Here is an 11851-nt window from a genome sequence, read left to right as displayed (position 1 = left end):
CGGGACCGACGTACGTGCCGGTGCTCACGATGCCTTCACCTTGTCCCCGCCGACCTCCTTGTCCCACTTGTCGAACGCCGCGACCAGCGCCTTCGCGTCGAGCGGGACGGCCTTCGGGTTGCTCTCGATGAGCTGGTCGTACTCCGGACGCCCGAAGTCCTTGATCGCCTGCTGGCTCTCCGCCGGCGCCATGTCGAGCGTCACGCCCTGCACGGCCGGGCCCGGGTAGAAGTAGCCCTTGTCAAAGGTGATCGCCTGCTGCTGCGGCTGCAGCGAGTACTTCATCAGGTCGAGCACCACGGCGAGCTTCTCGCCGGAGATGCCCTTCGGCACGACCATGTAGTGCGCGTCGGTCACCCAGGTGAACCCCTCCAGCGTGCCGACCTTGAAGTCCTTGGGCACCTGGCCGAGCACGCGCGGGTTGATGTCCCACCCGGTGGTGGACACGATGACGTCCCGGGTGCCCTCGCCCAGCTCCTTCATCGTCTGCGTGGTGCCGGTCGGGTAGTACTCGACGTACTTGCCGAGCTCCTTCAGGTACTCCCACGTCTTGGTCCAGCCGTTCACCGGGTCCATCGGGTTGGAGTCCTTCAGGATGTACGGCAGGCCCATGATGAAGGTACGGCCCGGCCCCGAGTTGGCCGGTCGGGCGTAGGAGAACTTCTTCGGGTTGTTCTTCGCCCACTCAAGCAGCTCTTCGGCCGTCTTGGGCGGGTTGGGCACGGTCTTGGGGTTGTACTCGATCAGCGGCCCGGACGGGTAGTAGGTGATCACCACGCCCTTGCCCTGGGCGAGCTCGGCCATCTTGGCGGCGGGCTCCAGGTAGTTCGCCTGCGGCAACTTGTCCTGATATTTCCCAGCAAGGTCCACCCAGAGGTTCTGCTCAAGCCCGGCCGACAACCCGTCGGTCCCGGTGAGCACGAGGTCGATGTCGAGCCGCCCGGCGTCCTGCTGCGCCTTGACCTTGCCGGCCAGCTCGGGCGAGGTCACCTTGGTGTAGGTGATCCGGGCGACCTTGTCCTTGTTCGCCGCCGCGTAGTTGTCGAAGATCTGCTGCGTGAGCTGCAGGTTGCCCGCGACGTCGACGATGTTGAGCGTGACCGGCTCACTGGGCATCTTCACGTCCGCGGCGGCCGGCTCGGGCACGAATCCCTGACCGGGCTCGGGGGCGCCGCAGGCCGCGACGGCCAGCCCGAGCACGAGAAATCCGGCGAGGAGGGACAGGCGGGGGGTTTTCATGATTGTTGGTCCTCCTTGGGCACTCCGGTGGTGTTCCGGATCACGAGGCGCGTCGCCAGCTCCTGCGCCGCCGGCCGCTGAGGGGTGGTCTCGGCCAGCAGCGACAACAGCAGGGCAGCGGAGGCCTTGGCCACCGTGTCGACGGGAATCGCCACGGTGGTGAGCGGTGGAGAGGTCATCGACGCCACCTCGACGTCGTCGAACCCGACGACGCTCATCTCGTCGGGCACCCGCACATTGCGGTCCGACAGCCGTGACATGACGCCGAGGGCGGACAGGTCATTAAAGGCGAACACGGCCGTAACCCCGGCCGCGAGCGCCTCATCGGCCCCCCGATACCCGCCGCTGAACTGCGGTTCGTACGGCCCAAGCACCACCAGCTCGATCCCGTACGACTCGCACGTGGCCTTGAACGCCCGCAGACGCTGCTGATTCGACCACGACCCGCTCGGCCCCGACAGGAACGCACACCTGCGATGCCCGAGCGCATGCACATGCGCCACCGCCTGCCGAATCCCCGGACCAAAGTCCAACGCGATCGACGGCACACTGCGGCTCACCCGGTTGGCCACCACGACCGGAGTCTTGGCCGCGATCGTCCGCAACTTCCGCCCCGGCATCCGCGGCGAACACAGAATCAGCCCATCCACCTGCTGCGACATGGCCAACGCCAGCTCAACCTCAGTGGCCGGATCCTCATCCGTGTCAGCGAGAAACAACGCATAGTTCGCCTCCCGCACCCGCGACTGCACAACCTTCACAAACGGCGCAAAGAACGGATTCGCAATGTCCGGCACGATCAGCCCCAACGAGGCCGTCCGCCCCAACGCAAGCGACCGAGCGGCCCGATTCGGCTGATACCCAAGCCTCTCAACACACGCCAGCACCCGCTCCCGCGTCCCCGGCTTCACAAGCTCGGGAAAGTTCAACGCGCGAGACACCGTCGATGCGGACACCCCGGCGGACGCCGCGACCATGTGAATCGTCACAGGCCGCGCGCCCCCGGAAACCTCGGTTACGTCTTCCATGGCGTCCCCAGAATGAAAGCGGTTGTGGAACCTGTCAATAACACCGAACGAAAAACTCCTGACGAGACACTCATCCAGACTGTGAGAAAGCCCCCCTAAAGCCCTCTCTGACCAGAAAAAACGCCCCCACCAACAAGATCCAAACCCGCATCCGCACCACTACGCCAAATGACGTACGACGTATCACGCAGATGACACACGCAAACTTACGCGCCGTGGAACCGCTCCCACGCCTCGCCCCAGGCTCAAGACGGAGACCGGCGCCGCACTCCTCCACGGCAGCATCAGGGCATCTGTCGACAGACACTGCGATCGGCAATCGTGTGCGCAGGAGGGCGGACACTCATCGAGGCGTAAGATCCTGGACCGTCCGATCATGATTCTTGCCGTCTGAGCCCCACCGACCCCAGGACGGCTATGCCGTGGTCGCCGGCCGAGTCCGCTTGGCCCGACCTCGTGGAGATCCGCGAGATGCCATGACACAAGACAATCGCCGAGTCCAGACCGCAGTGCTCGGCAGCCCCAGCTCCGACGATCCGCTTTCTCTCCCCACCGACCACAGGGAGGCGGCGCTCTACCTGTCGCGCTACAAAGGCAAACGCTTCTTCTGCGGAACCCCTCTCGGCGGCTGCGGGTGGGAGCTCATGGGCAAGCTCTACCGTGACCGCGTCTGCCACTTCGCGCACCACCCCGACCCGATGGGGCTTGCCCCGGACTGCGAGCGTCGTCACGTCGGCGCCGACAGTGCCGATCACCTCTATGTCCATCGCGGCCTGACTTCCCTCGCGAAGAGCTCACAGCGCTTCCAGGGCACCGTGATCAACGGTCACTGCACGGACCTGCTGGTAAACCTGAGACCAGGCCATGCTGCACTCAAAGTCCAGTTCGTCAACCTTTCGGCCGACGAGTGGGCGGAGGAAGACGCAGCGCTCCGTACCCGGCTTCGCCATGTCGACTGGATGCTGGGCCCGAAGGCGATCGCGACCGCGAAGTACTTGGTGGATCGCGACGGATACGCACTTCGGGTGCGTTGCGAGGCGGTAGACGGAACCCGCGTCGTCAAAGTGGGCACGGAGACAAGCGATGGCGATTTGGAGTGGGTGGCGCTGAGTAACTGTGAGATCGCCGATACAGGAATCGTCACCCCGTTGCTGAAGATCATGCGCAGCAGGAATCTGCGGCCCCTGTAACCATCAGCAACAGCTTGACCGCCGTCCTGAAGAGGGTTGCACGCAGCCAGACCACCATTACCGTGCAGAATCTATTGCAGGAAACGGAAACGGAGGGTCCACTCCCCATCGCCGCGCTTGTGAGCATCGATGAGCTGGCAAAAAACACTGGCCCCCTTTTATCCGCGCTTGTCTCCTCGCCGGACGCCGATGTCAATCCGGAGTTCCGAGAGATCCTCGCCGGCCTGGGTTACGAGGTGCCAAGGACCGATCGAGCGCTCCACCTCGTCTGGAAACGCGAGGTCGAGCGGACCCACGCCTTCTACGCCGATCCGCCGAGGGCAATGCCGGCGAGCCTTGTCCCCCGGGCGTGATGCGCAGGCTCCGCTGCAGCCCCAGCATGCCGGTCACCTGTGCAAGTCCATCGCCCTCCTGCAAAACCATGAAGCAGCCCGAGGATGAAAAACATTCAATGGCAAGGCCCGACGTAGGACGGCCGCGGCAGCCGCGCGACCCAACCCGCTATGGTGCGTCGCAGTCGGCGACAATTCCGGCCTACTGGCAATTCCCTGTGAGAAGCTGTGGGTGCTGGAGCCCGGTTCCCTGGTACGCCAGGCCCGAGCCCACCTGCGGAAGGTACTGAGGCGCGGCGGGGTGGACGGTGAGGCCCTCGCCGAAGCCGAATCGCCGGTGCGCTCATCTTCTGGTGGGTCGCCAGGTCGGAAAATACGCCTTTCCGACGGATGACTTACGTGGTTTCGCGGGGCTTGTGGGGTTGCTTCCACACCTCGCCCGACCGCGTGGCGGCGACCTCTTCGCCTCGTGGCTGACCGCCGGAGGCGCCGCGCGGGCCGGGGCCGGTCTCGGCGGTCCGCTTGAGCGCCACCGTCTCGCTGCTCGTTCCCTTGCGCGTGGCCGGTGGCTGGGGCCCTTCGTGGAAGAAGGTACGGCGGGCCGGCGGCCAGAAGGTTGCCGGCAGCGAGAAGGCGAGCATCGCCGACAGCAGGACGACCACGGCGCCGGTGGGGCCCGCGGAATTCATCAGCATGCCGCCCAGCAGCGGACCCAGGGCGATCGTGCTGTAGCCGACCAGTCGGTAGACGCCGAGCACCCGGGCCGCCTTGCCGGGATGCACGTGGAGGGCGATCAGGGTCCTGATGGTGATGTTGCTGCGTGCCCCGGCGAGGCCCATCACGGCCAGCGCCAGGGCGAAGGACCACCAGGCGGTGCCGCAGACGAGCGGGATGAGCAGGGCGATGACCCACAGCCAGGTGTGCACCAGCAGCATGGAGACGCGTTTGATGCGGGGCGGTCGGCGCGACCAGGTGCCGCTGAGGAACCTTCGGGCCCAGCGCTGGCTGAGAGGGGCCCCGAGGGCGCCGAGCACTCCGCCGACGCCGGTCGCCGCCATGGCCCAGCCCACGTTCAGCGGGGTGACATTCTCCGAGACGGCCAGAGCGACAAAAACCATGATGAGTGCATGAACCACCGCATTGGTGAGTCCGATCATGGCGGTGGCGGCGCGGAGCGTTCGGAATTGCCACAGTTCGCGAAAGCCTTCCAGCATTCCGCCGGGCGTGGGTGCGTCATCGGTCGCGGGTGGGGTGCCGCTTGCCGTTCGGGGGAGCCGGGTAGTCGCGACGATTGATAGGATGAATAGTCCAGAATTGACCAGAAATGGTATGGCCTGTCCGATGCCGAACAGGAAGCCGCCCAGCGGTCGCCCGATCAGCACCGCCGCGTGATTGCTGGTTTCGCTGCTCGCCAGGGCCGGGAGGAGCCGTCCCTCGGCGGCGAGCGACGGGATCAGCGCGGCCACGGCGAGCGAGTAGAACACCCCGAGCGCGCCCTCGACGAAGGCGACCGCCAGCAGGTGCCCGAGTTCCAGCCGACCCACCGCGAGGAGGGCGCAGACGCTGATGACGGCGCAGCCCCTGACGGCCTCGCTGTACAGCATCACCCTGCGGTGGTTCCAGCGGTCCACCAACGCGCCCGCCGGAATGTAGAAGAGCAGGGCGGGCACGGTCCAGGCGAAACCCACCCACCCCGCCTCGACGGCGGACCCGTTCAGGGTCAGCGCCAGCAGCGGGTAGGCGACACTCAGGGTCCGGGAGCCCAACATGGAGGTCGTTGACCCCGCCCAGGCCCAATAAAAGGCGGTCGTCTGGCGCTTGAGCCCCATGCCTCCTGCGTCCTGTCCCCTAAATGCGTTCCTTCGGATTATGGCCTAGTCGTCGGGGATGATCCGCAACGCGATGGGAAGTGGGCGAGAAGTCATGGGAAGAGCTTTGCCATAGGCGAATGAAAAGGTCTTGAGAGTGGTAACACCCCAAAGAACTCCTATATGGAGGAATCTGGCCCTAATAGCCCCAAAAGCATCTCCCGGGCGTGGGCGAATTGGTGCCGGGCAAGGGAAGGCGCGGCGGCATCCAGGGCGAGCCGGAGACGCTCGATCGCGTCGCCGGCTTCGCCGGCCGACGCCGCCACCTCGCCCGCGCGGAGCAGGACCGGGCCGCTGCCCGGTGCAGCGTCCACGGCGGCCGTCGCCTCGCTCAGCGCCTCCGCCTGCCGGCCCACCCCGGCCAGCGCCAGCGCCCTCGCCGCCCGTACCTCGGGGTCGACGGCGGCCTCCGGGCGAAGCCGGATCAGCCGCTCCAGATCATCCAGGGCCGCGGCGTGATCGCCGAGCTCCAGCAGCACCTGGCCGCGGCCCGACAGCGCCTCGGTGTGTTCTGGGGCGACCGTCAGCACCGAGCCGAACAACGCCGAGGCGCCGTTGAGTTGCCCGGAGAACCAGAGCGCCCGGGCCAGCTCGACCCGCAGGGCGAGGTCACCGGGCAGCCGGTCCACCGCGGTGCGCAGTTCCTCGATGGCGCCGGCGTACTCGCCCCGCTCCATCAGGATGCGGCCGATGGCGGCCAGCAGCCGGGCCACCGCGCCCGGCGACTGGAGCACCTCGAACAGGCGGGCCGCCTGCCGGTAGTGCCGCTCGGCGGCCTCGTGCCGCCCGCGCAGGAACGCGATGTTGCCGAGGAACGACTCGGCCTCCGCCTGCACACGGGCCGCGTCCCCGGCCGACAACCGGGAGGCCTCACCGGCGTGCTTCTCGGCCAGGCTCACCTCGCCGTCCGCGAGGGCGGCCTCGGCGGCCCGCAGGTAGTCCGCGGGCCCGGGCGTCGTCTGGGGCTCGGCCGCCTCCTGGGGCCCCGGCCCGGACCAGGATCGGCTCGCCTCCCGGATCGGTGCGACGAGGCGGTCGTGCTGCAGCTCGTACCAGCGGGCGCCGGCCCGGCGCTCCGACCGCAGCACGTGGCGTTCCTCCAAGGCCCGGGCGACGGCGTTGGGCATGCCGCCGGTCTCGCTCAGCCCCTCGTACACGGTGCCCCTGGTGCCCAGCTCGGTGACGAACACCCGCTCCAGCCAGGTGCGCAGCCGTCCCTCCGGAATGCCGAAGTCGGCGGCGACCTGGCGCACCGTACGGCGGTAGAAATCGGTGAGCGCCCTGCCGACGTCGCCGAACCGGTGCACATCCGCCGTGGTGATCACCTCGGCGTCGGCGGGCAGCCCTTCCCACAGGGCTGAGCAGACCACCTGGAGCTGCCACGGCTCGACCGTGTCGAACATCATGCTCCGGCGCTCCCCGAGGACATCGGTGATCTCCACCGTGCGCAGATCCCGGACCAGGCTCTCGGCCGCGCCGGGTGCGAACGACCGGGCGGTGCCGGTGACCGGCCCGACCACGGCGGCGAGCGCGGCCTCCTGGGCGAGCGGACTGACCCGGATCCTGGCCCGGGCGTGGCCGGCGAGATCGGCTTCGCGCGACAGCAGGCCGCCCAGGGAGTCCTCCCGGATCGAGATGAGCAGGCGCAGGTGGGGGAATTCCTTGGTGGCGTCGCCGAGTTGGCCGAGGAAGGCATCCCGGTGCCGGGTCCACGGAGTGCCCGGGGCCAGTACGTCCTCGAACTGATCGATGGCACACAGTAGGGGGACCGCGTCGCCGTACCGGTCGGACTTGCGGGGGCGGCGGCGCAGGAACTCGGCCACGGTGAGTCCGGACAGCCGCAGCGGCGAGTCCGTCGGCGACCACGACGACAGCAGCGCGAACGTGAAGGGGTTGTGCCGAGGCAGGGCGGCGGTGGGGAAGGACGAGCCGTGCGAGGCCCGGCCGATCGGCAGCACGTCGATCCGGTCGGACGGCAACGCGGGCAGTACGCCGGCGTGCAGCAGCGACGTTTTGCCGATCCCGGAGGGTCCGTAGAGCACCACCAGTCGGTTGCTCTGCCACAGGTGGGAGACCTCGCGCGACTCGCGCGAGCGGCCGAAGAAACGGTCCTGGTCACCGGCGCCGTAGGGGCGGAGTCCCACGTAAGGGTTGTCGGTGAGCACGCTCATCAGCTCCACCCCACCCGGCGGCGTAGCTCCTGACAGAAGCCATTAACCGTACCCCAATATACAGAGATATTCCATCTATCAAAGTATCTTGTTAAATAATCCTGAGCTCTCTTCTGGTCGTCGATCCCGCGTCCGGGAGGCGGCAGTTGCACGCTGATGTGCCGCCGGTGCTGCAGCTCGGAGATCGTTTTCAGCAGTCCTTGGAACAGCACGGAAAACGTCCAGTCCTGCAGGCTGTAGCCAAGGAACAACAGGGGATAGTTGGTGAGCCACGGGCGTATCTCCGTGGGAATCAGCTTGCGGTCGTCCGCGGCGTAGTCCTTGGTGAGATTCACCAGGAACTCGACGTAATCCGTCCGCGTGAGCACGAGCGATCGCGCGTCGGCGGCGTTCCCGTGCAGGTGGAAGACGACGGGCTCCTTCGCCCGGGGTGTCAGATTGTCGTCCTCCGGCGCCTGGGCCACCTCCGATGGGTTCAGATACCAGGGGCAGGACAACGCTCGGGGGCGCTTACGCTGCCGCCGCAGGGCGCGGACCATGAAATCGTCGTAGTTCGTCGTGAGGTAGACCGGTAACGGGAACCGGGCGAGCAGGGCGTGCGGTTCGTGTTCGTCGGCGAAATCGGGATGTCCTCGTTCGGTGAGCATGCGGACGACCCGCTGCTTGACGTAGATCGGGTCGCCGTAGGTGACCGACGCGAAGTCCATCACCTCCGGCAGCACACCGCGATTCTCAAAAGGGTAATCGACCAGTTCCGCCCACGTTTCGCTCAGTTCCCGCCCCGTGGGCAGTGTGGGATGGCAGGCGCCCGCCCCGAGAAAGGGCGTGCACTCGCCGCGCGTCAACACGTCGATCAACCGGTTCCAGTCGGACTCTCGCATGGCCACCGCCGTTGACTGGAGGGTGGAGGTTCACTCTCTCGACGGTGGATGAATGTAGCCGGGGCCGACCGGCGGCGCCAGGCGGCCCGAGCCGGGACGTCGACGGACGTGGTGATCCGTTCGCGCCCTGTCGTCAGATGCTCGCGTCGAACTCGGCGATGGGATCGTCGGTTCCCCCGGCCTCTTGGAGGATGCGGTGGAGTGCGTGGCCGAGAATCGAATCGTCGAACTTCGTGATGTCGTTCAAGGAGAGTCCGCTCGCGTCGATGAGGTCGGTCTCGAGTCCGATCGAATCACCAGTCATACGGGCAACTCCTTCTCATGAAATTCGTTCGGCGAGTCGTCGGCCACCCTCCCGCGCCGATCTTCTGCGGTTTACGGCCTGATCGTGCTCACCACTTCCTTGATACGCAAGACGCCGCCCGACGTCCATAGCCAGAGGCTTCCCGGGAAGAGAGAGCCCAGAATCGGCCGATCTTTACCACTGTTACGGACGTCCGTTTCCGGTGCCTCCATGCGGCGGAATTCAGGGGTTAGTATATGGGCCATTGGCGTCTCTCGTGAGGAGGTTGGGAGTGCCCGGTTCGGAGACCAACAGCGGACTGCCTCCTCGCCTGACGGCACCTGTGGTGTGGGGTAATGTCCCGCAACGCAACACGAATTTCACCGGACGCTCCGATCTTTTGCGGCAATTGCGGCGGCGACTCGACTCGGAGGTGACCGCGCTTCTTCCGCACGCGCTGCAAGGTCTTGGCGGAGTGGGGAAAACGCAGCTCGCGATCGAGTACATTTACCGGCATTCGCACGATTATCAGGTGGTGTGGTGGGTCCCCGCCGACCAGCCCGCTCTGATGCGGTCGTCGCTGGCCGCGCTCGCCCCCCGGCTCGGCATCACCGGCATTGCCCCCGGTCGTGTGGAGGACGCCATCGAGGCCGTGCGCGACGCGCTGCGCCGGGGCGTGCCGTACGACCGGTGGTTGCTGGTGTTCGACAACGCCGACCAGCCGGAGGAACTTCACGAGCTGATCCCGCACGGGCCCGGCCATGTGCTCATCACCTCGCGCAACCACCGCTGGCAGAGCCGCGCGGACACGCTCGAGGTGAACGTCTTCCCCCGGAACGAGAGCCTGGAGTTCCTGGAACGCCGGGTGCCGGGCATCAGCCGGGAGGAGGCGGATCGGCTCGCCGAGAAACTCGGCGACCTGCCCCTCGCCCTGGAGCAGGCGGGCGCTCTCATGGCGGAGACCGCGATGACGGTGGGGGTCTACCTCGAGCGTCTCGACGTGGAGGCCGGCAAGATCCTCGCGCAGGGCACGCCGCTGGACTATCCGGTGCCGGTGGCGGCCGCGTGGAGCATGTCGGTGGCGCGGCTGCGCGAGCAGATGCCGCACGCCATGGAACTGCTGTACCGCTGCGCCTACTTCGGCCCGGAGCCGATCCCGCTCGACCTGATCCTGCTGGGACGGCACGTCCTCGGCCCGTCCCCGCTGCGCGACACGATCAAGGATCCGTACCGGATGAGCGAGGCGGTGCGCGAGCTGGGCCGCTACGCGCTGGCGCGGATCGACAACCATCGCCGCACGTTGCAGATGCACCGCATCATCCAGACCCTGATCCGGGAGGATCTCGCGCCCGAGCAGCGCGCCGTGTGCCGGAGGGACGTGCACCTGCTGCTCGCCGCCGCCGACCCCGACCGTCCCGACGACGTGGAGAAGTGGCCGGAGTACGACGACCTGGTGGCGCACGTCGGCCCCGCCGCCATCGTCGAGTCCGAGGACCCGGAGGTGCGCAGGCTCGCCGCCAACGTCGTGCGCTACCTGCTGGTCACCGGCGACCTGGACGCCTGCCAGGAGTCCGCGGACCTCGCCCTGGAGCACTGGGCCCGGGTGAGCGGCCCGGACGACCTGTACCTGCTCGTCATGTCCCGGCACAAGGTCAACCTGCTGCACACCCAGGGCCTCTACCGGCAGGCCTTCGAGCTGAGCGACGCCACACGGGAGCGCCTGGAGGCCTCCTACGGTCCCGAGCATGACGAGACGCTGCTCATGAACAACATGCACGGCGGCATCCTGCGCGCGCTCGGCGACTTCACCGGCGCGCTCGCCCTCGACGAGTCGACCCTCGCCCGGCACCGCAGGGTCTTCGGCGCGCACCACCCCAACACCTTCCGCGTCGCCAACAACCTCGCCCTCGACTACGTCCTGCTCGGCCGCTACGAGGACGCGCTGCGCCTGGACGAGCAGGGCTACCGGGAACGCCGCGACTACTACGGCAGTGACGACAACTGGCGCGTGGTGTACGCCCTCAACGCCATCAGCCGTGACCTGCGGCTCGTCGGCCGCTACCTGGAGGCACGCGACCGCAGCGAGCGGGCGTACGTCACCTACCAGGAAATCGTCCGGCAGCGCCTCCTGGACGAGAACCACCCCGACGTGTTGTCGCAGGCCAGAGAGCTGTCGGCGGCCCGTCGCAAGGCGGGCGCGTACGCCGAGGCGTTCGACCTCGGACAGGAGGTGTACGACCGCTACCGCCGGGCGTACGGCGAGAACCATCCCAACTCGCTCGCGGCGGCGGTGAACCTCGCCAATGCCCACCGGCTGATGCGGGATTACCCGTCCTCCGCGGCACTGCTGCGGGAGACGATTAACCGGTACGCCCGCGTGCTCGGCCCGGATCATCCCTTCGTCCACGCCTCACGGAACAACCTCGCCATCGCCCTGCGGCTGCTCGGCGACCCCGCCGCGGCCCGGGACATGCTGGAGGCGGCGCGCGAGAGCCTGCTGCGGAGCCTCGGCGAGGATCATCACTACACGCTTGTCTGCGCCACCAACCTGGCCAGCGCCCTCGCCGAACTGGGCCAGGTCAAGGACGCCCGCCAGTTCGACGCCGACGGCCTCGACCGCTGCCGCGTGGTCCTCGGCGAAACGCACCCGCATACGCTCGCCTGCGCCGCGAACCTCGCCCTCGACGAGGAGGCCATGGGCAACACCGAGCGAGCGGAGGAGCTGCGGGCGCGAACGCTGGACGCGCTGCGCCGTACCCTGGGCGACGACTACCCGGACCTGCGGCTGGTGCGTCAGCGCGTGCGCATCGACCTCGACTTCGAGCCGCCCCCCGTCTGATCCGGAGACCGGGCACGGCC

General features: G+C 67.6%; 9 protein-coding genes. 3 read left to right on the top strand and 6 right to left on the bottom strand.

Features of this window, described 5'->3' with window-relative positions; all coding sequences use genetic code 11:
* Window positions 1-24: 24 nt before the first annotated feature.
* Window positions 25-1239 (bottom strand): extracellular solute-binding protein, encoded by a 1215-nt coding sequence (locus tag AB0K60_RS33565; RefSeq protein ID WP_364064479.1) that lies wholly within the window; start codon window positions 1237-1239, stop codon window positions 25-27.
* On the bottom strand, window positions 1236-2267 hold the full coding sequence (locus AB0K60_RS33560; protein WP_364064476.1) for a LacI family DNA-binding transcriptional regulator: 1032 nt from the start codon (window positions 2265-2267) through the stop codon (window positions 1236-1238). Before AB0K60_RS33560 ends, AB0K60_RS33565 begins: the two co-directional genes overlap by 4 nt.
* 476 nt (window positions 2268-2743) lie before the next feature.
* Here AB0K60_RS33560 and AB0K60_RS33555 point away from each other — a divergent pair, with 476 nt between their 5' ends.
* Both AB0K60_RS33555 and AB0K60_RS33550 read left to right on the top strand, forming a co-directional pair.
* Window positions 2744-3457: a hypothetical protein gene (locus AB0K60_RS33555; RefSeq protein ID WP_364064474.1), complete on the top strand. Its 714-nt coding sequence runs from the start codon at window positions 2744-2746 to the stop codon at window positions 3455-3457.
* A 14-nt stretch (window positions 3458-3471) separates the two neighbouring features.
* Entirely contained in the window at window positions 3472-3810 is a 339-nt protein-coding gene (locus AB0K60_RS33550; RefSeq protein ID WP_364064471.1) for a hypothetical protein, read from the top strand.
* 374 nt (window positions 3811-4184) lie between these two features.
* Here the strand turns inward: AB0K60_RS33550 and AB0K60_RS33545 are convergent, their stop codons facing one another.
* The 4 genes from AB0K60_RS33545 to fxsA all read right to left on the bottom strand — a co-directional run bounded on the left by AB0K60_RS33545 (window position 4185) and on the right by fxsA (window position 9013).
* Window positions 4185-5618 carry an MFS transporter gene (locus AB0K60_RS33545; protein ID WP_364064468.1) on the bottom strand — a complete coding sequence of 478 codons (1434 nt, stop codon included), beginning with the start codon at window positions 5616-5618 and terminating at the stop codon, window positions 4185-4187.
* Between the two features lie 158 nt (window positions 5619-5776).
* Window positions 5777-7828, bottom strand: a complete 2052-nt coding sequence (locus AB0K60_RS33540) for a tetratricopeptide repeat protein (RefSeq protein WP_364064466.1) — start codon at window positions 7826-7828, stop codon at window positions 5777-5779.
* On the bottom strand, window positions 7828-8709 hold the full coding sequence (locus AB0K60_RS33535) for an SIR2 family protein (protein WP_364064647.1): 882 nt from the start codon (window positions 8707-8709) through the stop codon (window positions 7828-7830). The genes AB0K60_RS33540 and AB0K60_RS33535 overlap by 1 nt, the downstream gene beginning before the upstream one ends.
* A gap of 133 nt (window positions 8710-8842) precedes the next feature.
* Window positions 8843-9013, bottom strand: coding sequence for an FxSxx-COOH cyclophane-containing RiPP peptide (fxsA, locus tag AB0K60_RS33530; protein ID WP_364064464.1), 171 nt, complete (start codon window positions 9011-9013; stop codon window positions 8843-8845).
* A gap of 202 nt (window positions 9014-9215) precedes the next feature.
* On the opposite strand from fxsA, the gene fxsT reads away from it, so the two are divergent.
* Complete coding sequence (gene fxsT / locus AB0K60_RS33525) at window positions 9216-11831, top strand: FxSxx-COOH system tetratricopeptide repeat protein (RefSeq protein ID WP_364064461.1); 2616 nt, start codon at window positions 9216-9218, stop codon at window positions 11829-11831.
* Window positions 11832-11851 lie beyond the last annotated feature (20 nt).

The sequence above is a fragment of the Thermopolyspora sp. NPDC052614 genome (genome assembly GCF_040678635.1).
Classification (GTDB): domain Bacteria; phylum Actinomycetota; class Actinomycetes; order Streptosporangiales; family Streptosporangiaceae; genus Thermopolyspora.
The sequence above is the reverse complement of the archived record's forward strand: the minus strand, read 5'-3'. Positions and strand labels throughout refer to the sequence as shown.

Coding starts and splice junctions, on each gene's coding strand:
- AB0K60_RS33555 (WP_364064474.1), top strand. CDS start 2,744: ATGACACAAGACAATCGCCGAGTCCAGACCGCAGTGCTCGGCAGCCCC.
- AB0K60_RS33535 (WP_364064647.1), bottom strand. CDS start 8,709: ATGCGAGAGTCCGACTGGAACCGGTTGATCGACGTGTTGACGCGCGGC.
- AB0K60_RS33565 (WP_364064479.1), bottom strand. CDS start 1,239: ATGAAAACCCCCCGCCTGTCCCTCCTCGCCGGATTTCTCGTGCTCGGG.
- AB0K60_RS33560 (WP_364064476.1), bottom strand. CDS start 2,267: ATGGAAGACGTAACCGAGGTTTCCGGGGGCGCGCGGCCTGTGACGATT.
- AB0K60_RS33540 (WP_364064466.1), bottom strand. CDS start 7,828: ATGAGCGTGCTCACCGACAACCCTTACGTGGGACTCCGCCCCTACGGC.
- AB0K60_RS33545 (WP_364064468.1), bottom strand. CDS start 5,618: ATGGGGCTCAAGCGCCAGACGACCGCCTTTTATTGGGCCTGGGCGGGG.
- fxsA (WP_364064464.1), bottom strand. CDS start 9,013: ATGACTGGTGATTCGATCGGACTCGAGACCGACCTCATCGACGCGAGC.